Source organism: Pseudomonas sp. TE3895 (assembly GCF_056278855.1).
In genome coordinates, this window is record NZ_JBWBQE010000001.1 from 4,046,135 (window position 1) to 4,071,267 (window position 25,133).

Here is a 25,133-nt window from a genome sequence, read left to right on the forward strand (position 1 = left end):
ATGGCGTTGGGCAAGGACAGGCAACGCATTTCGGTTTATCGTGTACCGATCACACACCGACACCCGCACCATGACCGATATCGAGCGCTACCTTCGCGCCGCCACCCGTGACAACACCCGGCGCAGCTACCAGGCCGCCATCGAGCACTTCGAAAGCCATTGGGGTGGCTTTCTCCCGGCCACCGCCGAGAGTATCGCCCGCTACCTGGCCGATCATGCCGACCAGCATGCAGTCAGCACCCTGCGCCAACGCCTGGCCGCGCTCAGCCAATGGCACGTCGCCCAAGGCTTCCCCGATCCGACCAAGGCGCCATTGGTGCGTCAGGTGCTACGCGGCATCCGCACCCTGCACCCGACGCCGCCCAAACAGGCCGCCCCGCTGTTGCTGCAACACCTGCAAACCGCTGTGACGTGTTTTGAAGAAGAAGCCCGACAAGCCCGCGAGCACCATGATTTGGCAGCCCTGCGCCGGGCTCGCCGTGACAGCGCCTTGCTGTTGCTGGGTTTCTGGCGTGGTTTTCGCGGCGATGAGCTGGCACGCCTGCGCATCGAACACATCCAGGCACAAGCCGGTGTCGGCATTACGCTTTTCCTGCCACGCAGCAAGGGCGACCGCGAAGCCTTGGGCGTCCAGCACCGCACCCCTGCGCTCAAGGCCTTGTGCCCTGTCACTGCCTACCTGCAATGGCTTGAAGTCGCCGGTATTGCCCATGGGCCGGTGTTCCGCAAACTCGACCGCTGGGGCAACCTTGGCGACAACGCGCTCAACAGCAACAGCCTGGTGGGCCTGCTGCGGCGCATGCTGGAACGCGCCGGGGTGCCGGCGGCGCTGTATACCGGCCACTCGCTACGGCGTGGCTTCGCCACCTGGGCCACGGCCAATGGTTGGGAACTGAAGTCGCTGATGAGCTATGTGGGCTGGAAAGACGCCAAGTCGGCGCTGCGCTACATCGACTCGGCGCAGCGTTTTGGCGAACTGGCCGTGCTACCGGCCAGTCAGGTGCAACCGCTTATTCCTTGAAGCTGTGCCTGGCGACGCCGCCCGTTTCCGGGCGGATGGCATACAGGTCGCCAGCGTCCGGATAATGGTGCAGGTCTTCTGGCGTCATGTCGTAACGCGCGGTGCTGATGTACAAGGTGTTCATCCCGGGCCCGCCAAAGCAGCAGCTGGTGGGGCACGGTACTGGCATCAACACCTGGTCGGTCAGGTACCCGTGGCGGTCGTAGCGCAGCAGGCAGCTGCCATGGTACTGGCACACCCACAGCCCGCCTTCGCGGTCCAGCGCCAGGCCATCCGGCCGCCCCAGTTCGGCGGGGGTTTCGGCAAACAGCGCAACAGCGCCCAGCCGGCCTTCGATGAGGTACTCGGCGCGGTAGATCGCACACGCCGCCGAATCGACGAAGTACACCGTATGGCCGTCCTGCGACCAGGCAAGGCCGGTGGGCAAGCCCATGTCATCGTGAATCACCTGGTCGCTCAACTGCCAGTCAAAGCGAAAAAGCGCCCCGGTATTGCCACTGAGGGCCTCGTCCATCAGGCCGGTGACGAAGCGTCCCTGTGGGTCGCAGGCGCCATCGTTGAAGCGGTAAGTCGAGCGCGGATGGACCGATGCCGAATGCTGGCTCACCTTGCGTGTTGGCACATCGAAGAGGGCTACGCTGGCATCCTCGGTGAAAATCAGGTTGCCCCGGTCGGTCAGCGCCAGGGCGCCAATGCGCGCGGCAGACTCGTAAAGGCACTCGACTTCGCCATCGGGTGTCAGGCCGTTGATGCGCCCGCCAGAGATATCGACAAAGTACAGCACGCCGCTGCGTTCATCCCAGACCAGGCTTTCACCAAGGTCCGCGCGCGTGTTGGCCACTTTGACCGGCACGTAATTGCATTCCTTGATGCGGCTCCAGCGCTCGGCCACCTGCACACGGCCAAGGTCCCGAGGGTGGCTGACACTGCTGTGTTCGTTGAAGCGCGTGGCGATGTGCTGGCTATTGCTGGTGCGCAAGGTGCAATCAGTGGGATGGCACAGCGCACCGGCCAGGTGAGTAACGGGCATTTCTGGCTACCTTCAATTCTCCTTTCTTACGATATCAACAAAAAAATCAATGACTTAATATTAAAAGCATGCAACTTTGATATCCCATGGATATCACTGCCAAGTCGCCGCGCTGCAGGAATGCTGGATGATCGAAACACGTTTGCTCAGGCAGTTCATCGCCGTGGCCGAAGAGCTGCACTTTCACAAGGCCGCCCAGCGCCTGCACATGGCACAACCACCGCTGAGCCAGGCGATCAACCGGCTCGAGGAAAAGCTCGGTTTCGGCCTGCTTCTGCGCAACAAGCGCGGGGTGCGCCTGACCGCAGCGGGTGCAGCGTTTCTCGACACCGCCTACCGCACGCTTGCTGAACTTGAACAAGGGATCGAGTACGCGCGCAACGTTTCTGCGGGGGTCAGCGGCAAATTGACCATCACGGCCATTTCCATCGCTTATTACGACTCGCTGCTCAACCGCTTGCGCCGCTTTCGGGAGACTTATCCGAACGTGCAGCTGACCATCCGCGAGATGCCATCCGCTTCCCAGGCCAAGGCCTTGCTGGCCGGTGAGGCGGACATCGGCTTCATGCGCAGGCTACCGCTGCCGGCCGGCACCCTGGAGGCACGCTTGCTGCTTGACGAGCAGATCGTCATGGCGCTGCCCGCCAGCCATTCCAAGGCGCGGCACGAGGCCGTCGACTTGCGCGAGTTTGCCGATGAGGACTTCGTGTTCACCCCGCAAGCGCTGGGCGGGGGCTACCACGCACAGTTGGTTGCGCTGTGCGAGTCGGCCGGGTTCTACCCCAAGGTCGTGCAGGAGGCGGCGCAGATCCACACCCTGCTGGGTCTGGTGGCCTGCGGCTTTGGCGTGGCCCTGGTGCCGGCGTCGTTCGTCCGCTCGACCCCGCGCGAACGCGTGCGGTTTTGCCCGATCCGCCCTATCGATGACCAGCCCGCCCCAGGGCTTGGGCTGTACATGAAATGGAGCGCCCAAAATACTTCGCCAGCGCTGGCCAACTTCATTGCCATGTTCGAGACGCAGCAATAAGGCCATTTCTGCACGGTGTTCAGCCTCGCTTCGCGCAGCGCCACAGCCGACCTATATCACAAGCCCTGGCCTGCAACAGCTCGGCAGCATTCACACACGCCTGCTCCAGGCTCATCGGTCCACTGGCCAGGGCAAATGCAGCGTCGACCCCATGGGCATACAACTGCTGATACCCCTCCCCCAAGGTCCCGGCCAGTACCACCACCGGCACGCCATGGCGCTTGGCAACCCGCGCCACCCCCATCGGCGTCTTGCCGCGCAGTGTCTGGGCATCGAAACGCCCCTCGCCCGTCACCACCAGATCTGCCCCCTGCGCCAGGGCGTCAAGGCCAGCCAGCTCAGCCACGACTTCCACCCCAGGGCGGAACTGCGCGTCCATGAATGCCCGGGCAGCGAAGCCCATGCCACCGGCCGCGCCACAACCAGGGTAATCGCGCACATCCTCGCCCAACAGCAGCGCACAATGGTCGGCAAAATGATTCAGCGCGTGGTCCAGCGCCTCCACTTGCAGCGGGTTGGCACCTTTCTGCGGGCCGAAGATCGCCGATGCGCCGTTGGCGCCACACAAGGGGTTGTCGACATCCGCTGCGACTTCAAACTGCACCCCGGCCAGGCGCGGGTCGAGGCCGCTGGCGTCGATATGGGCCAGCTTGGCCAAGGCCAGGCCGCCCTCTTCCAGCGCTTGCCCGTCAGCATCCAGCAGGCGCAGGCCAAGCGCTCGCAACATGCCACTGCCGGCATCGTTGGTGGCGCTGCCACCGATGGCCAGCACCACACGCCGGGCGCCGGCGTCGAGGGCTGCGGCAATCAGCTCACCGGTACCCCAGGTGCTACTGCGGCAAGCATCGCGCTGGCCTGTTGGCACCTGTTGCAGGCCACTGGCCTGGGCCATTTCGATGATTGCGGTGCGACTTTGCGGCAACCAGCCCCAGCCAGCCTCGACGTGCTGCCCCAATGGCCCGCGCACGGTCTGGCGGCGCAATTCACCGCGGCTGGCGGCCAGGATCACCTCCATGGTGCCTTCGCCACCGTCGGCCATTGGGCACTCGACCAGTTCAGCCTCCGGCCACGCTTCGCTCAGGCCCGCAGCGATGGCGCGGGCGACACCGACAGCGTCTAGGCTGTCCTTGAACGAGTCGGGGGCAATGACGATCTTCATGGGGTTTCTCCTGTCCTGATGAGCGGCATGCTGACAGGTGGCTGCGCAGGTGGCCTCGGTCAAATGCACAAAACGCCGGCCGGGTTGTTTGGGCAGATGCCTTTTTGCCTGTTCTGGCCCAACCGCCGGCAAGTGAATACTTCAGTCAGCTGGCAACAGCTGCAACCCCAGATACAAGCTAAGCATCCCTTCCAGGCGCAGCGGGTCGACCTCACCCAGCTCGGCTATGCGCTCCAGTCGATAGCGCAGGCTGTTGCGGTGGATGCCCAGGGCATCGGCACAGGACTGGCTCTGGCCGTCATGGGCACACCAGGTGCGCAGGGTGGCGAGTAACTGGCCACTGCTGTCCTTGGCGCGGATGCGCTGCAACGGCTCCAGCAGCTCGTCCAGCGCGTCGTCGTTACGGTGGCGCCACAGCAGCGCCGGCAGCCGGTAGCGCTGCAGGCTGAGCAATCGTTCGCTGGGCAACACTTCGCGGCCATAGGCCAGCAAGTCACGCACCCGGCGGTAACCACGGCGTAACTGCTCCAGGCTCTGCGCTGCACTGCCCAGGGCCAGTCGCTCAATGTCCCAACCGTGGCGTTGCAGGCGTTCCAGCAGGCGCAGTTCATCCAGTGCCACGCCTGCCGGGCGGCACCACAGCAACGACTGGCGGGCCGGGCTGACGCACCAGCTATCCGGATAACGGCTCATCAACCATGCGGCCAGCGCTTCGGCAGGTGGCCCCGAGGCAATCTCGAACAGGCACGGTATCCGCGCCAGCTGAGGTTTCAAGCCTAACTGACGGGCTTCGTCCAGCAAGCGCGGCGAGTTACCGCTGCCGCCGAGCAATAGCGCCAGCAGGTCGTCACAGCGCTGCCTTCGCCATTGCTGGTCAGCCTGTAAATTGCGTTGGGCCAGCAGCATTTCGGCGGTCATGCGCACCAGCTCGCCATAGGTGCGCACCTGCTGCGGGTCGCCGGTCAGGCCCAACACGCCCATCAGCCGCCCATCGAGCATCAATGGCAGGTTCACGCCGGGCTGCACGCCCTTCAGGCACTTGGCCGCGTCGGTATCCAGTTCGACGATCCGGCCATTGGCCAAGACCAGCTGCGCGCCCTCGTGACGGGTGTTGATGCGCTCCGGCTCACCACTGCCCAGGATCAACCCCTGGCTGTCCATGACATTGACGTTGCAAGGCAAGATGGCCATTGCCCGGTCAACGATATCCTGCGCCAGGTCATGGTCGAGTTCGAACATTGCGGGGTCCTTTAGGTGTTTGGCTTTTGGGCTCGGGCACAGCAGCCTGGGCCAAGCGCTGTGCAAAAGCACAAAGACAGGCTTGCCGCAGTCCCCGAGACTCGTCAGGGCGAGCGCCGGAACAGGCGACGCGGCGAAAACCATAACAACAGAGAACCCGATCATGGCACACAGCCCCGCCCCTGACCAAGGCACGGACACCACCCGCAACGCGCTGTACCGGCGTATCACCTTGCGGCTGATTCCGTTCATTTTCATCTGCTACCTGTTCAACTACCTGGACCGCGTCAACGTCGGCTTTGCCAAGCTGCAGATGCTCGACGCCCTGAAATTCAGCGAAACGGTGTACGGCCTTGGCGCCGGCATCTTCTTCATCGGCTATGTACTGTGTGGCCTGCCAAGCAACCTGGCCCTCAATCGCTTCGGCCCACGGCGCTGGATCGCGCTGATGATGATCGCCTGGGGCAGCCTGTCCACCTGCCTGCTGTTCGTCACCACCCCTACCGAGTTCTACACCCTGCGCCTGCTCACCGGCGCTGCCGAAGCCGGCTTCTTCCCGGGTGTGGTGCTGTACCTCTCGCGCTGGTTCCCGGCGGCCCGGCGCGGCCGCATCATGGCCCTTTTCATGTCGGCGATCCCGGTATCGGGCCTGCTTGGCGGGCCGTTCTCCGGCTGGATCCTCGAACATTTTGCCGCCGGCCAGCACGGCCTGGCCGGCTGGCAGTGGATGTTCCTGATCCAGGGCCTGCCGACCGTGGCCTTGGGCGTACTGGCGGTGTTCCTGCTCAGTGACGGCTACCAGAAAGCCGCCTGGCTGAGCCCGGCTGAACGTCAACTGATTGCTGCCGACCTGCAGGCCGATGCTGCAAGCAAACCGAGCACCACCAGCGACAGCGTGCTGGCCGTGTTGACCAACCCGCTGATCTGGACCTTCGGCTTCGTCTACTTCTGCATTCAGAGCGGCGTATACGCGATCAACTTCTGGCTACCCTCGATCATCAAGAGCATGGGCTTCGACAACCCGCTGCTGATCGGCTGGCTCAGCGCCATCCCGTACCTGCTGGCGGGTGTGTTCATGATCCTTTGCGGGCGCTCGGCCGACCTGCGCAACGAGCGCCGCTGGCACCTGGTGGTGCCAATGCTGATGGGCGCCGTCGGCCTGCTGATTGCGGTGAACTTCGCCGGCAACCCGAGCATTGCCATTCTTGGCTTGTCGATCGCCACCATGGGCGCGCTTACCGGTTTGCCGATGTTCTGGCCAATGCCGACTGCGCTGCTCAGTGCCGGAGCCGCCGTGGCAGGTCTGGCGATCATCAACTCGGTAGGCCAGATGGCGGGGTTTCTCAGCCCGTACCTGGTCGGGTTCATCAAGGACCAGACCGGCTCAACCGATGCCGCACTGTATTCGCTCGCGGCGTTGATCGTATTGGGTAGCCTGGTGGCCTTGCGCGTGACCCGGGCGGGTGTATTGAGCTCTGCACTTATCCGTTGAGGCATTCGCGGGAGATTCCGGTCACCCCGCCGGCATTCTACAGGGCTACCGTCGATGCGTATTCCACGGCAGCCCCGTAGATGGGCAAGGTCTTTTTCACTCGTGAACAGGCCAGCTGCTATGCATGAGCTTATATGCCTATCAATCGTTCCGCTTAGCATGGTCTACGTGGTCGCGTATTGCCAAACCGAGGCCCACTAAACTACCGATTGTAACGCCCAGTACCGTAGCAGCCCCGTAGATCGGAAACTCGAGTTTCCGGCCCGCAATCGTGATCCGCATGTCATGCTCACCTATCATGGAAATGTCCCATCTTGGCGCTGACTGGGCCGGAACCGTACCCGTAATGGGAGTCCGCGTAGTTATACTCTCTGGTCGCGCCGGTACATGTACGCCAGCTGCGCCTAGCTGCCGAGTATTTCCACGCCATGGTGTGCTTGAGTTGTAAGTAAGTGCTGGGCGGCTGAACAGCAAGCCAGTATTAGGTTGCCCAACCCGTGGCAGAGTGCGCATTGGTATCGACTCCTGTGGACCGGCCATCCCGCGGTGGCTTGGGCTCGGCCGGTTCGCAGTGATAATGGACTGTTTACCTCCGAAACCGAACACACTAAAGATGCGGGCCCAGCTAAAGGCGAGGCCTGTAGGGTCTACGTAATTGATCGGATCGCCACCGCAATACGCGTAACAGTTGATTCCGCCTTTTCCGAAAGGTGATGTTGGATCAGAGCTCCAGAACCGCATAGGGCCCTCTGGATGATAGACTCTTCGCCCTCGCCCGAGAAAATAACCTGCAATGACTGGATCCAGATATTCTCCATTGAATGCCAATGGCGAGGATTCAGTTGCAACCGGCGTAGACCCATAAGGGGTGTATGCACGTGTTGCAGCAGAGGCGTTCGTACCCAATATCGAACGTTTATCGTCCGTTATCAGCAACTTACTCGCCGCTGAACCACCCTCCCCCCATTGGGCTATCGGTTGCTCTGCATGCATGATTCTGATTGAGGTATCACCGACCGTAACGGCTAGCTTGTCCTGCTGATAAAACTGTTGCCGGGCGAAGTTTCTCATGCAACTTCCTCCAAATAATAGGCCAATAAGCCTATAGCAGCCACGCTTGGGTCGGTACTGTCAGTTTTATCAGGCTGGGCGGCGTTTTAGTTAACGACGAGCAGTCACCAAGCTGTTTAAAGTCTCCGATCGTCAGATCAATGCATTCCCCTCGCAACCCAGGCGTCAAATGGTTTCAAAGGCCCCTTTGGAGAAGCCCCATGACCCAGTACGCCGTGGCCCGCCTGGCCCAGCTCGACGAACACCGCCCCCTGCGCGTGCAGGCCGGTAGCGAAGAACTCATCCTCGTCCGCCAAGGGGAGCAGGTACACGCTTATCAAGGCAACTGCCCCCATGCCGGGGCCCCACTCGACGAAGGCGTAGTCTGCGGTGGCCTGCTGGTCTGCCCTTGGCACAAAGCTGCGTTCGCCGTTGACGACGGCGTGGTTTGTGAGCCGCCTGCACTCGCCGACCTGCGCCGCTACAAGGCGTGGATCAAGGGCGATGAAGTCTGGGTCGATGACCAGCCCCTGTCGGCAACCGAACCGCCCAGGCACAGCGATGCCCGCTGTTTTGTGGTGGTCGGCGCCGGGGCCGCCGGCAGCGCCGCCGTCGCCACGCTGCTGGCTCATGGCTTCGCGGGCAGGCTGGTATGGATCGACCAGGAGCGCCAGCCGGCCTACGATCGCACAGCACTGAGCAAGTTCGTGATTGCTGGGCAGATGCCGCCCGATGAGGTCCCCGCGCTGCTCGAAGCCGACGCCCTGCGCAAGGGCCAGCTGGAGCGCAAGTACGGCAAGGTGCGCACCCTGAACAGCCAGAAGCGCCAGGTCACCCTCGCCGATGGTCAGCAGATCGATTACGACGCCTGCCTGCTGGCAACCGGCGGTAAAGCACTGCGCCCCGACATTCCCGGCGCCGACCTGCCCGGGGTGTTCACCCTCCGCTCACTGGAAGATGCTGCACAGTTGCTCGACGCAGCCGAGCCTGGCCAACCGGTGGTCATCGTCGGTGACGGCTTCATCGGCCTGGAGGCAGCCTCGGCATTGCGCAAGTATGGCGTGCAGGTGCACGTGGTCTCGCGCCACGAAGTCCCTCTGGCCCGACAATTGGGCGAGCGAATCGGGCGCTGCATTCGCGCGCTGCATGAACGAAAAGGCATCACCTTCCACGGCCCCACCGAGGTCGAGCGGATCGAAGGCCAGGACAAGGTCGAAGCGGTGCAACTGGCCAATGGTGAACGGCTGCAGACCCCCTTGGTGCTGTTCGGCACCGGGGTAAAACCCGCCACCGCGTTCCTTCAAGGGGTGCCGCTTGGCGAAGACAAATCGGTGAGGGTCGACGCCGAAATGCGCGCAGCTGACGGTTTGTGGGCCGCCGGTGACATCGCCACGTTCCCGCTCACGGGGCGCCCGGTGCGCATCGAGCACTGGCGCCTGGCCCAGCAACACGGGGTGATCGCCGCCGCCAACATGCTTGGCGAACAACGCCGTTATGCCGATGTACCGTTTTTCTGGACCTACCAGCATGGCCGTACCTATGAAGTGCTAGGCCATGCCAGGGACTGGAACCGGATCGAATTCGTCGGTGAGCCGGAAAACGGCGATTTTGTTGCCCTGCAGTGTGTGGATGAACGCGTCGAGGCCGTTATCGCCAAGGGTTACTCCGATGCCATGGCGACGCTGTCGCAACGCCTGAAGCGCCCCTTGAGCCTGCAGGAAGCTTTGGCGCTCATTGGCTAAGGGGTGCCTTTCAATGCATCCAGGTTGTGTGTAAAACAGGCAGGTCAGCTGACTGCATAAGGACCCACGCGCATGATCTACCGCCCCCTCCGGCCACAGTGGCCTGCAGGTTTCCGCCCTTACCCTGGGCAGCATGATGTTCGGCGAGCAGACCCGTACCGAGGATGCCCTGCGCATCATCGACAAGGCCTGGGACCAAGGCATCAACTTCATCGACACCGCCGACGTTTACAACGCCGGGCGCTCGGAAGAAATCGTCGGTGAAGCCGTGGCGCGCCATCGCCATGACTGGATCGTCGCCAGCAAGGTCGGCTTCGGCCCGGCCGACGGCCTGCCCAACCGCAGCGGTTTGTCGCGCAAGCACATCTTCAATGCCGTGGATGCCACGCTGACCCGCATGGGCATGGACTACCTGGACATCTACTACCTGCACCGCGAAGACCACAAGGTTCCGCTGGAAGAGACCGTGCAGGCCATTGGCGACTTGTTGCGCCAGGGCAAGATACGCTACTGGGGGGTGTCCAATTTCCGTGGCTGGCGCATTGCCGAGGTCTGCCATGTTGCCGAGCGCCTCGGTGTGCCCAGGCCGGTAGTCAGCCAGCCGCTGTACAACATCGTCAACCGCCAGGCCGAGCCCGAACAGCTCACGGCCGCCGCCGCCCATGGTCTGGGCGTCGTACCCTTCAGCCCGCTGGCCCGGGGCGTGCTCAGTGGCAAGTATGCGCCGGGCGCGGTGCCGGAAGCCGGTAGCCGCGCAGGGCGGCAGGACAAACGCATCATGGAAGTGGAGTGGCGCCAGGAGTCGCTGACCATTGCCCGGCAGATTCAGACGTATGCAGAGGCCAAGGGGGTGGGTATTGTCGAATTCGCCATTGCCTGGGTGTTGAATAACCAATGGGTCAGTTCCGCGATTGTCGGGCCGCGGACCGAGGAGCAGTGGGATACCTATGGCGGCGCATTGGCGGTGAAGATTACCGCGGAGGATGAGGCATTCATCGATTCGTTGGTGACACCAGGGCATGCGTCCACGCCGGGCTTCAATGACGTGGCGCATTATGTGAGTGGGCGGCTGGCACGCAGCAGACGCATTGGGGAGCCCTGAGCCGGGCTCCCGGTCCCCCCTTTCCCCAATCACCTCGGTATCGTGCGCACCATTGGTTTTCCACCTCTGGAGCTGCAATGAAACTCTTGCAACCGCTGCAAATCGGCCCACTGACCCTACCCAACCGCGTATTCATGGCCCCCCTCACCCGCCTGCGCAGCCTGGAGCCGGGTGATGTACCCACCGCGCTGATGGCCGAGTACTACCGTCAGCGCGCCAGTGCTGGCCTGATCATCACTGAAGCCACGCAAATCTCCTTCCAGGCCAAGGGCTATTCTGGCTCGCCCGGCATTCACAGCGCCGAACAGATCGCTGCCTGGAAGCACATCAACCAAGGCATCCATGCCGATGGCGGCCACAGCGCCGTGCAGGTGTGGCACACCGGGCGGGTGTCGCATACCTCGCTGCAACCTGGCGGCGAGGCGCCCGTGGCCCCTTCGGCACTGCCGGCGGATGCACGCACCACCCTGCGTGACGCGCAAGGCAACCTGACGCGCGTGGAAACCTCCGCACCCCGGGCGCTCAGCGAAGCGGAGATCGCTGACATCGTCGCTGACTTTGGCCAGGCCGCGATCAATGCCTGTGAAGCCGGCTTCGACTTCATCGAGTTGCACGCCGCCCACGGTTACCTGCTGCACCAGTTCCTCACCCCCAGTGCCAACCAGCGCGAAGACCGCTACGGCGGCAGCGTTGAAAACCGTGCGCGCATTGTGCTGGAGGCGGTGGATGCGGCCATTGCCAACTGGAGCGCCGACCGGGTCGGTATTCGCGTGTTCCCGTTGGGTGGTTTCAATGGTGTGGACAATGGCGAAGACCAGGAGGCCGCCGGCCTGTACCTGATCCGCGAACTGGCCAAGCGCAACCTCGCCTACCTGCACCTGTCCGAGCCGGACTGGGCCGGTGGCAAGCCACTGCGTGACGAGTTCCGCCAGGCCATTCGCGCCGCCTACCCCGGGGTGATCATCGCGGCCGGTGCCTACACCGCCGAGAAAGGCGAAGACCTCATCGGGCGGGGTTTGATCGATGCCGTGGCGTTCGGGCGCGCCTACATTGCCAACCCCGACCTGGTGGAGCGTCTGCGGCTGCAAGCGCCGCTGAATGAGCACCGGGCGAAGTTCGATTACGCCAATGGGCCTGAAGGGTATACGGATTATCCGTTCCTGAAGCAGGCTTGATGCAAAAACGGGCGCTCTTGCGGGCGCCCGGTTTTTGTCGTGTCAGCCCAGTTCAGCCAGCGCCTGCGCGGCATAGGCATGTGACCGCTGCCGCGCCAGCGGGTCATGGATGCGGCAGTCGATCATCAGCTCGTCCGCCCCGGTCTGCTCGATCAGCGAGCGCAGCCCTTCCCTCACCCGTTCAGGCCCTCCTGCTACGGTGCAGGCCATCACCTGCTCGAGCACGGCGCGCTCGTGGTCCGGCAAGCGTTCGATGTAACCCTCTTGCGGCTTGGGCAGCAAGCCAAAGCGCCCGACATGCAGGTCCAGCATCCACTTGCGGTGGGAGCTGGCCAGGTAGTGCGCCTCAGCATCGCTGGCAGCGGCGAACAGGTTCATGCCAACCATCACATAGGGTTTGGCCAGTTGCGCGGACGGCTGGAAGTTGGCGCGGTAATGGGCAATGGCCTGCAGCAGGTAACGCGGGGCAAAGTGCGAGGCGAAGGCATAAGGCAGGCCCAGCTTCGCCGCCAGGTCAGCACCGAACAGGCTGGAACCGAGGATCCACACCGGCACATCGTGCGCACCCGGTACGCCGCGCACCCGGCGTTTGCCGTTGTCCGCCAGGTAATCACGCAGCTCGGCGATGTCCTGGCTGAAATCACGCTCTGGCGCGGCGCCGCGCAATGCACGCACGGTCGGCCCGGACGTGCCTGGCGCACGGCCCAGGCCCAGGTCGATACGGCCCGGGTGCAATGTATCGAGGGTGCCAAACTGTTCGGCCACCACCAACGGCGCATGGTTGGGCAACATGATGCCGCCAGCCCCCACACGAATGTGTCGGGTGGCGTTGGCGATTTCGTTGATCACCAGCGACGTGGCAGCCGAGCCAATGCCCGGCATGTCATGGTGCTCGGCGATCCAGTAGCGGCTGTAGTGCTGTTGCTCGACATGCCGCGCCAGCTGGCGGGATTCTTCGATCGCGTCGGCGAAGGTCTTGCCTTCGCCGATCATGACCAGATCCAGTACGGACAGTGCAGTCATGGGGTCTCCAGAGGGATTATCAGTGGCTGCCAGTTTCCATGCTGCGCCGCCAGCGATAAACCCGGTTTCAGGCCCGGCATAGGGGCCTGGCATTCCCCAATCAGTATTCCCAAGGCACGCCCGGCTCCCAGCTGGCCACCAACAAGTCGATGAAGCCGCGTACCCGAGGGGACAGGTGGCGCTTGCTTGGGTAGACGATGCGAATGGGGTCTGCCGGGGGACGGTAGGCGTGCAGTACTTCCACCAGATTGCCAGCGCGCAGGTCGTCACCGGTGATATAGGTAGGCAGGTGAATCAGGCCGAAACCGGCCCGGGCGCCGTCAAGCATGGCCTCGGAACTGTCGATGTTCAGCCGCCCGGGATCCTCGCACAGGTGCAGCCCCGCTTCTGTGTGAAAGCGCCAGGGCATGGCCTTCTCGCCCGCCAGGAAGGCGATCTTGTCATGGCCATAGAGGTCGCCGGGCATCTGCGGTACACCGCGCTTCTCCAGATACGCAGGCGAAGCACAGGTCACGAACTGCTGCCAGGCGACGGTGCGCGTCAGCAATTGCGAATCTTCCTTGGGTGCACCGATACGCACGGCGACGTCCACGCCCTCTTCGACCAGATCAACGAAACGGTCGGTGAAGCGGATATCCGCCCGCAGTTCGGGCCATTGCTTGAGGTACTGGTCGAGGATAGGCAATACATGGCGCTGCCCGAGCGACAACGGCGCGGTCAGGCGCAGGGTGCCAGTGGGCTTGCCGCGGCGCAGGGCCATGGTGCTTTCGACCTCGTCCAGGTCATCCAGAATCTGCCGCCAGCGCTCGAACGCCACCAGGCCTTCATCGGTCAGGCTCAGCTTGCGCGTAGTGCGGTTGAGCAGGCGCACCGCCATGCGGGCTTCCAGGCGGGCGATGCTCTTGCCCACCGCTGAACGCGTCAGGCCCAGGCTGGCAGCCGCAGCGGTGAAGCTGCCGGCCTTCGCGGCGCTGACGAAAGCGGCGATGTCGCCGAAGCGGTTGGGTTCCATGGTGTTTTCCTGACGCTGATCGAACCGCCATAGATGGGTGCGATTTCAGGCAATGCAAGGTTCCTGATCTAGTGGGGCTGCCTTGCAGCTTCCGTTTGCCCGAGGTAGCGATCGGTCCAGTTAGCCAGCGGCAGTGGCGGCTGCTGGTCGACAATGCGTCGCCAGATAAGCATCAGCTCTTGAGCGTTGAACAGCGAGCCAGGCCCGCTGCCTCGCCACGGCGAAGGTACACCGACCATCCACTGCCCTTGATGATCGCGCTGAGCCATATTGAAACGGAAGGTGTAATTCCCCGGGATACCCATGCGCAGGTCGGTGACCACCAGTGCGTCGCCAATCTGGTCATAACGCAGCCAGTCATCGGTGAACCAGCGCAAGCGCTGGTGCAAAGGGTCATTGTTCAGTGCTTGCGCCAGTTCCAGGTTGCGCGACAAACGTTGCATTTCGGGTGGTTGCTGGTCGAGCACGCTGCTGATGCCTTCGTAGTAATCGCCATCCGGGGCCTTGGCCAACACCCGCCAGACCAGGCTGTTGAATGCCATCGGCACGGCACGCACCTCGCTCACGACGATACCTTGCTGGTCCAGTGCCGACTGGAAGCGCTGCTCGGCAGCCATGCGCCCCGCCAGGCCGAAACCCAGGTAGCAGGTACTGAACACCAGGGCCATGGTCAGCAGGCGGGTAGCCCTGCGGGTCACGCCCTTCAAGAGGGTGAAGACCACCGCAGCCAGCAGCGGCACGGTGTAGACCGGGTCGATAATGAACACCGCCGCCCAGCTTTCCGGGGTGGTGTGCAAAGGCCAGAACAACTGCGTGCCGTAAACCGTGAAGGCGTCGAGCACCGGATGGGTTACCAATACCAGCCAGAACGCCAAAAAAAGCCTGGGCAAGGTATACCCCTTGCCGGGCCAGCGCTTGTTGACCAGCCAGGCCAACAGCAAGGCCAGGCCGGTGAGCACGAACAACGAGTGGGAGAAGCCGCGATGATAAGTCATCTGCGACACCGGGTCGGCATAGCGAATGATCACATCCAGGTCCGGCAGCGTGCCCAGTGCTGCACCATACAGCAGCGAGCGTCGGCCCTGGATGCGCCCGAGCACGGTCCCTTGCAGCGCCGCGCCGAGTACGGCTTGGGTGATGGAGTCCAAGGTGGGGATTCCTGAAAGAGTCGTTTCCGCACGCTACCCTCATACACCCCTGATGCGCAATTCTCCTGGAAGGCTCAGAACAACTGCCAGGTGTACACCAGCGTCAGGCGGTTCTCGTCGATATCACTGCGGTAGTTGGAGCGCGCCATGGCGTTCCTCACCCGAATCCCCAACCCTTTCAGTGCCCCGCTCTGCACCGCATAGCCGATATCCAGATCACGCTCGCGATCACGCCCCTCGTAACCCAGCCCGGTATCGACATTGTTTCCGGTTATGTAGCGCACGGTCGCTGTCAGGCCCGGCACGCCCATGGCGGCGAAGTTGTAGTCGTAACGCACCTGATACGAGCGTTCGTCGGTGTAGGCAAACTCATAGGTCGGCACCTCGTTGCCCAGCGGCGAGATGTTGGCGAATACCCGTGGGAACGGGCTATCGCCATAAATGCCCTGGTAGCCGGCGTGGAAGCTGTGCCCGCCATGCCGGGCAGTGAACAGCGAGAAGAACGCCTGGTTGTCGATGTTGCCCAGCAGCGCATCGCCTTGCTCACGCGCGGTGAAATAACCCAGGTTGGCGCTGAGTACCCAGTCCCCGACGGGTTTGCTGTGCTTCAGGCCAACGAAGCCTTGTTGGTAGATGTCCTCCAGCTGACCGTACCAAAGGCTGACGCTGCTCTGATTGGCATTGAACGCATAATCCCCACCCACATAGTTGAACGCGTCGCTTTCGGCCTGTCGCATCGGCACATGGCCAAGCATCGCGTTCATCTTGCCGTCGCCACCTTCGTTGCGCAGGTGGGTGCTTTTCAAGTGCCCGGCCTGCATAGTCAGCCCGTCGATTTCCGACGAGCTCAAACTCACGCCCTGATAGGTGGGTGGCAACAGGCGAATATCACTGAAGGTCAGCACCGGCAGGTTCGGTTGCAGTTCACCTGCACGCAGTTCGGTTTTTGATATCCGGGCCTTGAAGGTCGGCGCCAGGCGGCTGTACTCGTCGGCAGCGCGGCCGTCGCCATGCACCGGCAACAGGCCGGTGTTGGTGCGGTCTGGACTGCTGTCCAGCTTGATGCCCAGCAAGCCCAGGGCGTCCACGCCAAAACCGACCTGGCCCGGGGTGTAGCCACTTTTGAAGTCGAGGATGAAACCCTGGGCCCACTCCTCGGCCTTGGACTGTTTGTTGGCCCCGACAATGTCGGAAAAATCGCGGCTGAAGTAGTAGTTACGGGCACTCAGGGTGGCCTTCGAGTCCTCGAAGAAGCCGCCTTCGGCAGCCAGCAGTGGCTGGCTGAGCAATGTCAGGCCCAGGGCAACGCAAGGGGTGTGGTTCATTCCGAAGCTCTCTTGATCTTGTTTTTATGGGTAAAGCGTTGGAAACACGGCAGTTCATGGAGTACGGCGCAGCACCTCCCGGGCACGTGGTTGGCGCAGCCTCAGCAGCGCGTGCGCCAGCAGGCCGAACAGCAGCCCCCAGAACGCCGCCGACAGGCCCAGGAAAGCCACCCCCGAAGCGGTGACCAGGAAGGTGAATAGCCCGGCGTCGCGCTCGGCCGGTTCTGCCAGGCTGCGGACCAAGGCTTCGCTGATGGCGCCATACAGGGCCAAACCGGCCAGGGCCGCGATCAGGACGGCGGGAAAGGCGGCGAACAGTGACATCAAGGTGGCCCCGGCAATGCCCAGTAGCAGGTACAACGCACTGCCAGCCACCGCGGCCACATAGCGCCGTTGCGGGTTTTCATGGGCTTCATGGCCGGTGCACAGGCTGGCGGTAACCGCCGCCAGGTTCAGCCCGTGGCAACCGAACGGCGCCAGTAGCGCTCCGATCAGGGCACTGGCGCTGATCAGCGGGCTGGCCGGCGTGGCATAGCCAGCGTTGCGCAGTACCGCCATACCCGGCATGAATTGCCCGGTCAGCGCCACCAGCACCATCGGCAGCGCCAGGCTGAATACCGCCGCCAGGCTGAACTGGGGGGTGATCCACTGGGGTGAGGCCAGTTCCAGCACCAGTGCCTCGCTGCGCAACGTACCGCTGGCCACGGTCACCAGCATGCCCACGCCCAGCACCGCAGCCACGGCATAGCGCGGCTGCACCCGACGCATCAGCACGTAGGTGACGAACATCGCCAGTACCAGCAGCGGTTGCACCGGCAAGGCGCGGAACACCTCGATGCCAAAACTGAACAGGATCCCGGCCTGCATACCGGCAGCGATAGAACCCGGCAGGCGCGCGATGATGCGGTCGAAGGCCCCGCTGATGCCGATCAGCAGCAGGACCAGGTTGGCCACCAGGTAGGCGCCCACGGCCTGCGCCAGGCCCAGTTGCGGCAAGGCGGTGACCAACAGCGCCGACCCCGGGATCGACCAGGCGATCACTACCGGCACGCGGTAGAGCAGGCTGAGCAGCGCACCGAGCACCGCACTGCCCATGGACACGGCCCAGACCCAGGATGACAACTGCTGGTGCGACAGGCCGGCCGCTTCGGCGGCGTGGAAAATGATCACCAACGGGCCGGCGTAGGAGATCGTCGTGGCAATGCTGCCGGCGACGATGGCCGACACAGAGCAGTCCTTGATCAGCGTTTTCATGAAGCTTCTCGCAAGCCAGCGGCCGGCCTTTGTGGCGGGCTCTTGTTTGGGTGTTGGCTGCTTCGCGGGCTTGCCCGCTCCCACAACGACTACACAGGCTTCACCTGTAGGAGCGGGCATGCCCGCGAAACAGCCCACTCGGTGGATCAGGCCTCCTGCAAAGCCCGCGGCCGCCCGCTGCGCTGCTCATCGGCACCGCCCTGGGCCTGCTGCAACTGGAAGTCGAACTTCAGCTCGGCATGCCGACCCTCCGGCCCTTCGACGAACACCACCTCCCCGACCAGCCCGTCCCGTGTGGCATAGGCAAAGTCATCCCACAGGTACTTGTCCCCCGACAGGTTTATCTGCGTGGTCAGGTGCCGGTACCCGGGCGCCGAGATAAAGAAGTGCACATGCGCCGGGCGCTGGCCATGACGGCCCAGCAGGTCCAGGCACTCCTGGGTTGGCCCCTGCGGGTCGCAGCCATAGCCCGATGGCACGATGGAGCGCGCGCGGTAGCGCCCTTGGGCATCGGTGACGATGCGCCGACGCAGGTTGTACGCCGACTGGCTTCGGTCGAAGAACGAATAGGTACCACGGGTATTGGCATGCCACAGGTCGACCGTGGCACCCGGCAGCGGGTGTCCGTGCGGGTCCAGCACCTGGCCTTCCAGGAACATCACCGTGGCCACGCCCTCCTCGCTGCCGTCGTCCATGCGCACTTCACCTTGGGCAATCGGTGCGCCAGCCACATACAACGGGCCTTCGATGGTGCGTGGGGTGCCGCCAACGCGCCCTGCCTCCTGGTCCTTGGCATCCTGCAGAAGGTCGAGGAAGTGTTCGATGCCCAGCCCCGCCACCAGCAACCCGGCCTCGCCACGACCGCCCAGGCGGTTGAGGTAGTCGACGGCGTGCCAGAACTCGTCTTCGCTGATGTCCAGGTCTTCGATCAGGCGCGCGGTATCCTGCAGCAGGCGCTGCACGATGCGTTTGAGGCGTGGGTTGCCGGCCGCATTACCAAAGCCTGCGGCCTGCTCGAAGAACTGCTGTACCTCGGCAGTATGGGAAATGTTCACGGTCATGGGGGTTACCTCGTCTTGTTCTGTTCGGTTCAGGCCTGCGCCGCCAGGGCCTGGGCGTGGCGCCGACCACTGGCCAGGTGCACGGCCATGGCCAGCGCGGCGATGGCGCCAGGAATGGCGAAGGCGATGAAATTGAGTTGAAGTGGCAGGTTGATGCCCATCAGCGCACCACCCAGCAGCGGGCCGACGATGGCGCCATTACGGCCGATGCCCGAGGCCCAGCCCAGGCCGGTAGAGCGCACCGACAGGCCGTACATCTGCGCCGCGCCGGCATACAGCAGAATCTGCGTACCAATGGTGGTGGCGCCGGCAATGAAGATCAGCAGGTACAGCACCGGCATCGGGCTGTTTACCCCCAGCAGGCTGATCGACAGTGCGGCGGCAATGAAGAACGCCACCTTCACCTTGACCAGGTTGTAGCGGTCGCCCAGCCAGCCGCCGAGGATTGCCCCAGCCATGCCGCCAAAGTTCAGGGCCAGCAGGAATGACAGGCTTGAGCCCAGGCTGTAGCCGGCGTTGGCCATCAGCTTTGGCAGCCAGGAACTCAGGGCGTAGACCATCAGCAGGCAGCAGAAGAACGCAACCCACAGCGCCAGGGTGCGAATCGCCAGGCCATTGCGGAACAGTTCCAGCACCGAAGCGCCGCTGCCTTTGCGGTCGGCCGCCTGAAGCACATCATCGGCCTGGACATCGCAGTCCGGGTCCAGCCGTTTGAGCAGTGAGCGTGCTTCCTCGATACGGCCTTGGCGCACCAGGAAACCGATGGATTCAGGCAGGTAGTAAAGAATCACCGGTAACAGCAGCAGAGGCACCGCTGCGGCGAAGAACATCGACTCCCAGCCAAAACGCGGCAGCATGAAAATGCCGACACCTGCCGACAGCATGCCGCCCAGCGAATAGCCACTGAACATGATCGCCACCAGCGTGCTGCGCAGGCGCTTGGGCGCGTATTCGTTCATCAGTGCCACGGCGTTGGGCATCAGGCCACCACAGCCCAGGCCGGCGATGAAGCGGTAGATGCCAAACTCGCTCGGGCTGCTGGCAAAGCCGTTGAGGATGGTCGCCCCCGAGAACAAGGCGAAACAGATGGCAATGCCCTTCTTGCGCCCGATGCGGTCGGCCAGGCTGCCGAAGGCCAGGGCGCCGAACATCATGCCGAACAGCGCATAGCTGCCCAGTGCACCAGCCTGCAACGGGGTCAGGCCCCACTCTTTCATGATGACCGGCAGTACCACACCGTAGATGAACAGGTCATAGCCGTCGAAAATCAGCAGCAGGCCGCACCAGGCCATGACCATCCAGTGAAACGGGGTAAAGCGCGCATTGTCGATGATTGGGTGTACATCAAGGGTTCGCATGGCATCTGTCGCTCTTGTTTTTGTTGTGGAAGAAAGCTTTTGCCTTGAGGTTGCAGTTCAGCCGAGGTCGCCGCCCCCTACCGGCAGGGTCACACCGGTGATGTACGAGGCTTCGTCGGACGCGAGGAACAGAATGGCCCCCACCTGCTCGTCGATGCTGCCGTAGCGGTGCATCAGGCTGCTGTCGAGGGTCTGGTCGACGATCTGCTGGTACCAGCGCTTTTCCTGCTCGGTTTGCTCTGCACTGTTGCGCGGTACCCGCCGGGGCGGTGCTTCGGTGCCGCCGGGCGCAGTGGCGTTGACGCGGATGCCCCGGCCGGCGGTTTCGAAGGCCAGGCAGGCAGTGAGCGCGTTGACGCCACCCTTGGCTGCGCCGTAAGGCACACGGTTGACGCCGCGGGTAGCGATGGACGAGACATTGACGATGGCGCCACTGCCACGTTCGAGCATGTACGGCAGCGCGGCGTGGCAGCACCACAGGGTGGGGAACAGCGAGCGGCGCACCTCGGCCTCGATCTGCTCGACTTCGTAGTGTTCGAAGGGCTTGGCCCAGATGGTGCCGCCCACGTTGTTGACCAGGATGTCCAGGCGGCCATGGGTTTCCACCGCGCTGGCCATGACCCGGGCGCAATCGGCGTGTTGTTCCAGGTCGGCGGTGAGGGTGAGCATGCCCTCGCCAGCCAGTTCGTGGACCAGCTCGGAACGGTCTACCGCGACCACGTGTGCGCCTTCGGCCTTGAGCCGCCAGCACACGCCCCGGCCGATGCCTTGGGCGGCACCGGTGACCAGGGCGACCTTGCCTTGGAATCTGTTGTTCATATGCAAATCTCCGCCTTCCCGCGCGCCCTGTAGGCGCGGGTTTACCCGCGAATGCGTCCGACAAGACAACGCTGCTGTACCTGCAGGCCTCTTCGCGGGTGAACCCGCTCCTACAGGGGCGGTGTCATGTTCGAAATGAAAGGAATCAGGCCGCAGCCGCAAACTTCTCGTAGTAGAAGTTGGCTGGGGTAATGCCCTGCTCGCGCACGTACTGGCTGACCGCTTCCACCATGGGTGGCGGGCCGCACAGGTACACATCCACATCGCCGTCATTGAGGTGGCGTGGCTCGATGTGCTGGGTGACATAGCCCTTCTGCGGGTACTGGCTGTCCGGGTTGGCGACGCAGGCGCTGTAGGTGAAGTTGGGGATGCGTGCCGCCAGCGCTTGCAGGCGGTCGAGCTCGACCAGGTCGAAGTCGTTGGTCACGCCGTAGATCAGGTGCAGCGGGTGCTCACTGCCCTGCTCGGCGATCTTTTCCAGCATTGCGGTGAACGGTGCCAGCCCGGTACCACCGGCCAACAGCAACAGCGGGCGCTGGATTGGCCGCAGGTAGAAGCTGCCCAACGGTCCGGCCAGGCTCAGGCTGTCGCCGGCTTTGGCAAGGTTGGTCAGGAAGCTGCTCATCAGCCCACCCGGTACGTTGCGGATCAGGAAGCTGACTTCGCCGTCCTTCTGCAGCGAGCTGAACGAGTAGGCCCGGCTCTGCTCGCTGCCCGGCACCTTGAGGTTGACATACTGCCCCGGCAGGAAGGCCAGACGGCTCAGGGCCTCACCCTTGATCGACAGGGCAATGGTGCTGACCGACAGCTGGCGAACATCGCTGATGGCGGCCTCGAAACTGGCCTGCTCGGTCTTGCACAGTTGCGACGAAGCCGGGATGCGGATGACGCAGTCGCTTTCGGCGCGCATCTGGCACGTCAGCACGTAGCCTTCGGCGATTTCGTCTTCGCTCAAGGCGTCTTCGATGAAGTTGTCGCCAAGGTCATAACGACCGGACTCAGCCTTGCACTTGCAGGTCCCGCAAGCGCCGTCACGGCAGTCCAGCGGAATGTTTATGCCTTGGCGGTAAGCGGCGTCGGCCACGGTTTCCTGACCGGTGGCCTCAATGAAACGGGTAACCCCGTCTTCGAAATTCAGTGCGATCTGGTAGCTCATGTTGCACCTCGCGGGCGAGCCGGGCCACGGCGCGTCACAAGACGCACCGGGCAATGCTCGAAAAACCCTGTATCAGATGTGGTAGATGTCGATGACCTGGCGGACGTAGTCGTTCTTCAGCACCACCTTCTTGGCCTTGATCAGCGGCTGCTCGCCGCGCAGGTCGAGGGTGTAGAAGCTGGTGCCGAAGTAACTGTCGGTGGTCTTGTAGCGGAAGCTCAGGGTGTGCCAGTTGAAACGCACCTGGCAGCTGCCCTCGCCCTGCTCGACGATCTCGATGTTGCTGATGTTGTGCGAGGTGCGGGTGTCGGGCACGGTCGCACTGGAGCGCTCGGTCTTGATGCGGAACACGCGGTCTTCCAGGCCGCCACGGTTGCCGTACCAGATCAGCGAGATTTCGCTTTGTGGGTCTTCGGTGAGGGTATCGTCATCGTCCCAGCTCGGCATCCAGAAGCTGGCATCGCTGGCGTACAGTTCCAGCCACTGGTCCCACTGGGCATCGTCCAGGTAGCGCGCTTCGCGGTACAGGAAGTCGCGCACGGTGTCATACAGGCTCATTGCACGGCCTCCACGGGGATCAGCTGCTGTTCGTCCTTGAGGGCCTGGATCATGGTGTCCTGCCAGTACTTGTGCTGCAGCACGAACAGGCCTTCGTCCTCGGTGCGCACGCCCGACAGCAGGGGTTTGAGTTCAATCTCCTTGGCCGCCTCATCGGCGCCTTCGACCCAGTGTTTCGCGCCGCGAGACATGTCGTTCCAGCCGGTGCCGCCGCCATAGCCGGTCTGGCACGAGCGGAATTCTTCCAGGTCGTCCGGGGTGGCCATGCCGCTGACGTTGAAGAAGTCTTCGTACTGGCGGATACGCTTGGCGCGGGCATCGGCGCTCTCGCCTTTCGGCGCGATGCAGTAGATGGTGATTTCGGTCTTGTTCACCGAAATCGGCCGGGCAACGCGGATCTGCGAGCTGAACTGGTCCATCAGGTACACGTTGGGGTACAGGCACAGGTTGCGCGAGTTTTCGATCATCCAGTCGGCGCGCGCCTGGCCGAAATCGGCGGCCAGTTGGTCGCGGCGTTCATAGGCCGGGCGGTCTTCCGGGTTGGCCCAACGGGTCCACAGCAGCAGGTGGCCGTGGTCGAAGGAATAGAAACCGCCGCCCTGCTTGGCCCAGGCGCCAGCACTCATGGTCTTGATCTCGTCACCCGCCTCGCGCTGCTTGCGCTGGTTCTGGGTGGCGGCGTAGTTCCAGTGCACAGAGCTTACGTGGTAGCCGTCAGCGCCGTTTTCGGCGGTGAGCTTCCAGTTGCCTTCGTAGATGTACGAGCTGGCACCGCGCAGCACTTCCAGGCCTTCAGGCGACTGATCGACGATCATGTCGATGATCTTCGCCGACTCGCCCAGGTGCTCGACCAACGGTTTCACATCGGCGTTCAGGCTGCCGAACAAAAAGCCCCGGTACGACTCGAAGCGTGCCACCTTGGTCAGGTCGTGGGAGCCGTCGCAGTTGAAGCTGTCGGGGTAGCCGGCGTTGCTGGGGTCTTTCACCTTCAGCAGTTTGCCGCTGTTGTTGAACGTCCAGCCGTGGAACGGGCAGGTATAGCTGGAACGGTTGCCGCGCTTGTGCCGGCACAGCATGGCACCGCGGTGGCTGCAGGCGTTGAGGAAGGCATTGAGCTCACCGTCCTTGTTGCGCGCGATGAAAATCGGCTGGCGCCCCATGGTCAGGGTGAGGAAGTCATTCTTCTCGGGGATCTGGCTTTCGTGGGCCAGGTAGATCCAGTTGCCCTCGAAGATGTGTTTCATCTCCAGGTCGAACAACCGTGGGTCGGTGAACATCTCCCGCTTGCAGCGGTAGATGCCCTTTTCACGGTCGTCCTCGAGCATGGCATTGAGGTAGTCGAATCCCAGGGACATGGCCAGGGTCTCCCTTGTTATTGTTTAGACCTGGTCAGGTTAGGGAGACGGCTGGCGGGGGGCTATCCGGATTGTGCAGAGTGCTATCCATTTACCGTAGCAGGCAGCCGTTGGGGCGCTATTTGCTATTGTTTACTGAATACCGCTTCATCGATTATTCCTATGAGTCTAATTTTGTTCGCTTCCGTCAAGTCCGGCACGCTGTACTTCCTCAATGAGAGGGCGACACCGCTCATGAAGTCCACTTGGCCTGGCGTTCTATTGGGATCAAATGTGTATCGATACATTGCTTCACCCACATCGACCCCCATATGAGATGTCCCATCTCTAAAAAGCACTTTAGCATTGTGCTGCGCAAGTCGATCATGCATTTTTGCAAAAAGATTCTCGCGATCGACGGGAGGCGGTGTGAATGAATTGCGTCTGAGGTACGTGGGAACGCTGATCCGACGGAGTATAAATCTTCGTAACAAACTCGGAGCGTTTATAAGGAACCACATATGCCCACTTGGATCATCCCTGTTTATCGGATCCCCACCACAGTAGCTATAGGCATTCACGCCTCCCGCTCCAAATGGGCTAATACTGTCAGGCTTGTTGAATCTCATCAAGACAGGGCCAAACCCCCGGTATCCATCCCCCAAAAAATAACACCCAGGTCCAGTGTCTTTGCGCTGCCCCTTGAAGTGCAAAAATGGCGCAACGGCGCTGTCAATGTCATGGCCGTAAGCGGTATAGTTCATCCGAGATACTTTATCACCCACACACACCAGCACCGACTTTTGTAAGTCCGTTGCGTAAAGCCCGGCCTGTTCATTACCACTCTGGGCGAGCACCTGTCCGTTGGCGCGCAAAAACCTCAATGACGGTTTATCAGAACATTCGATTGTCGAAAGACCATCGGCCGAGTAGAAAAATAACTGCCGCAATACAGGCATAAGTACCTCCCGTGTATCCACGAAGATCAAGGGTAGGTCGGGGCCAGTGCGCCCGCAACTGGCAGAAATAGTAGGTACGACCCATGGGC

21 protein-coding genes and 1 pseudogene are annotated in these 25,133 nt (G+C 62.7%); 6 read left to right on the top strand and 16 right to left on the bottom strand.

Annotated elements, in window-relative coordinates:
• Positions 1–40 precede the first annotated feature (40 nt).
• Positions 41–1,021 carry a site-specific integrase gene (locus ACZ889_RS18180; RefSeq protein ID WP_082423740.1) on the top strand — a complete coding sequence of 327 codons (981 nt, stop codon included), beginning with the start codon at positions 41–43 and terminating at the stop codon, positions 1,019–1,021.
• Here the strand turns inward: ACZ889_RS18180 and ACZ889_RS18185 are convergent.
• On the bottom strand, positions 1,011–2,051 hold the full coding sequence (locus ACZ889_RS18185) for an SMP-30/gluconolactonase/LRE family protein (RefSeq protein ID WP_180690051.1): 1,041 nt from the start codon (positions 2,049–2,051) through the stop codon (positions 1,011–1,013). The genes ACZ889_RS18180 and ACZ889_RS18185 overlap by 11 nt on opposite strands.
• 127 nt (positions 2,052–2,178) lie before the next feature.
• Between ACZ889_RS18185 and ACZ889_RS18190 the strand changes: the two genes are divergently transcribed.
• Positions 2,179–3,078: a LysR family transcriptional regulator gene (locus ACZ889_RS18190; protein ID WP_180690050.1), complete on the top strand. Its 900-nt coding sequence runs from the start codon at positions 2,179–2,181 to the stop codon at positions 3,076–3,078.
• A 19-nt stretch (positions 3,079–3,097) separates the two neighbouring features.
• On the opposite strand, the gene ACZ889_RS18195 is transcribed toward ACZ889_RS18190, so the two are convergent.
• Positions 3,098–4,237: a glycerate kinase gene (locus ACZ889_RS18195; RefSeq protein WP_476257655.1), complete on the bottom strand. Its 1,140-nt coding sequence runs from the start codon at positions 4,235–4,237 to the stop codon at positions 3,098–3,100.
• Between the two features lie 141 nt (positions 4,238–4,378).
• Positions 4,379–5,476 carry a sugar diacid recognition domain-containing protein gene (locus ACZ889_RS18200; RefSeq protein ID WP_476257656.1) on the bottom strand — a complete coding sequence of 366 codons (1,098 nt, stop codon included), beginning with the start codon at positions 5,474–5,476 and terminating at the stop codon, positions 4,379–4,381.
• A 163-nt stretch (positions 5,477–5,639) separates the two neighbouring features.
• Between ACZ889_RS18200 and ACZ889_RS18205 the strand changes: the two genes are divergently transcribed.
• Positions 5,640–6,968: an MFS transporter gene (locus ACZ889_RS18205; RefSeq protein WP_180690047.1), complete on the top strand. Its 1,329-nt coding sequence runs from the start codon at positions 5,640–5,642 to the stop codon at positions 6,966–6,968.
• A gap of 141 nt (positions 6,969–7,109) precedes the next feature.
• Here ACZ889_RS18205 and ACZ889_RS18210 read toward each other — a convergent pair whose 3' ends face one another.
• Positions 7,110–8,039 carry an RHS repeat-associated core domain-containing protein gene (locus ACZ889_RS18210; protein WP_180690046.1) on the bottom strand — a complete coding sequence of 310 codons (930 nt, stop codon included), beginning with the start codon at positions 8,037–8,039 and terminating at the stop codon, positions 7,110–7,112.
• A 200-nt stretch (positions 8,040–8,239) separates the two neighbouring features.
• Here ACZ889_RS18210 and ACZ889_RS18215 point away from each other — a divergent pair, with 200 nt between their 5' ends.
• The 3 genes and pseudogenes from ACZ889_RS18215 to nemA all read left to right on the top strand — a co-directional run bounded on the left by ACZ889_RS18215 (position 8,240) and on the right by nemA (position 12,037).
• Positions 8,240–9,760 (top strand): FAD-dependent oxidoreductase, encoded by a 1,521-nt coding sequence (locus tag ACZ889_RS18215; protein WP_180690045.1) that lies wholly within the window; start codon positions 8,240–8,242, stop codon positions 9,758–9,760.
• Positions 9,761–9,832: 72 nt separating this feature from the next.
• Positions 9,833–10,862, top strand: a pseudogene (locus ACZ889_RS18220) (aldo/keto reductase).
• Positions 10,863–10,939: 77 nt separating this feature from the next.
• Positions 10,940–12,037: an alkene reductase gene (gene nemA, locus ACZ889_RS18225; RefSeq protein WP_047602856.1), complete on the top strand. Its 1,098-nt coding sequence runs from the start codon at positions 10,940–10,942 to the stop codon at positions 12,035–12,037.
• A gap of 42 nt (positions 12,038–12,079) precedes the next feature.
• Here nemA and ACZ889_RS18230 read toward each other — a convergent pair whose 3' ends face one another.
• The 12 genes from ACZ889_RS18230 to ACZ889_RS18285 all read right to left on the bottom strand — a co-directional run bounded on the left by ACZ889_RS18230 (position 12,080) and on the right by ACZ889_RS18285 (position 25,044).
• A complete protein-coding gene (locus ACZ889_RS18230) occupies positions 12,080–13,060 on the bottom strand; it encodes an LLM class flavin-dependent oxidoreductase (RefSeq protein WP_019751643.1) in 981 nt (326 codons plus the stop codon).
• 100 nt (positions 13,061–13,160) lie between these two features.
• A complete protein-coding gene (locus ACZ889_RS18235; protein ID WP_004374343.1) occupies positions 13,161–14,072 on the bottom strand; it encodes a LysR family transcriptional regulator in 912 nt (303 codons plus the stop codon).
• Between the two features lie 68 nt (positions 14,073–14,140).
• On the bottom strand, positions 14,141–15,220 hold the full coding sequence (locus tag ACZ889_RS18240) for a metal-dependent hydrolase (RefSeq protein ID WP_180690043.1): 1,080 nt from the start codon (positions 15,218–15,220) through the stop codon (positions 14,141–14,143).
• 74 nt (positions 15,221–15,294) lie between these two features.
• Positions 15,295–16,545, bottom strand: a complete 1,251-nt coding sequence (locus ACZ889_RS18245) for an OprD family porin (protein WP_180690042.1) — start codon at positions 16,543–16,545, stop codon at positions 15,295–15,297.
• Positions 16,546–16,599: 54 nt separating this feature from the next.
• Entirely contained in the window at positions 16,600–17,799 is a 1,200-nt protein-coding gene (locus ACZ889_RS18250; protein WP_476257657.1) for a benzoate/H(+) symporter BenE family transporter, read from the bottom strand.
• 146 nt (positions 17,800–17,945) lie between these two features.
• Positions 17,946–18,860, bottom strand: coding sequence for a catechol 1,2-dioxygenase (catA, locus tag ACZ889_RS18255; RefSeq protein ID WP_476257658.1), 915 nt, complete (start codon positions 18,858–18,860; stop codon positions 17,946–17,948).
• A 29-nt stretch (positions 18,861–18,889) separates the two neighbouring features.
• Positions 18,890–20,218, bottom strand: coding sequence for an MFS transporter (locus tag ACZ889_RS18260; RefSeq protein WP_004374334.1), 1,329 nt, complete (start codon positions 20,216–20,218; stop codon positions 18,890–18,892).
• A 57-nt stretch (positions 20,219–20,275) separates the two neighbouring features.
• Complete coding sequence (locus tag ACZ889_RS18265) at positions 20,276–21,037, bottom strand: 1,6-dihydroxycyclohexa-2,4-diene-1-carboxylate dehydrogenase (RefSeq protein WP_180690040.1); 762 nt, start codon at positions 21,035–21,037, stop codon at positions 20,276–20,278.
• A 145-nt stretch (positions 21,038–21,182) separates the two neighbouring features.
• Complete coding sequence (gene benC / locus ACZ889_RS18270) at positions 21,183–22,193, bottom strand: benzoate 1,2-dioxygenase electron transfer component BenC (RefSeq protein WP_014756669.1); 1,011 nt, start codon at positions 22,191–22,193, stop codon at positions 21,183–21,185.
• A 72-nt stretch (positions 22,194–22,265) separates the two neighbouring features.
• Positions 22,266–22,751: a benzoate 1,2-dioxygenase small subunit gene (benB, locus tag ACZ889_RS18275; protein WP_004576276.1), complete on the bottom strand. Its 486-nt coding sequence runs from the start codon at positions 22,749–22,751 to the stop codon at positions 22,266–22,268.
• On the bottom strand, positions 22,748–24,106 hold the full coding sequence (gene benA / locus ACZ889_RS18280) for a benzoate 1,2-dioxygenase large subunit (RefSeq protein ID WP_060537378.1): 1,359 nt from the start codon (positions 24,104–24,106) through the stop codon (positions 22,748–22,750). The genes benB and benA overlap by 4 nt, the downstream gene beginning before the upstream one ends.
• A 125-nt stretch (positions 24,107–24,231) precedes the next feature.
• Positions 24,232–25,044 carry an RHS repeat-associated core domain-containing protein gene (locus ACZ889_RS18285; RefSeq protein ID WP_180690039.1) on the bottom strand — a complete coding sequence of 271 codons (813 nt, stop codon included), beginning with the start codon at positions 25,042–25,044 and terminating at the stop codon, positions 24,232–24,234.
• Positions 25,045–25,133: the final 89 nt, after the last annotated feature.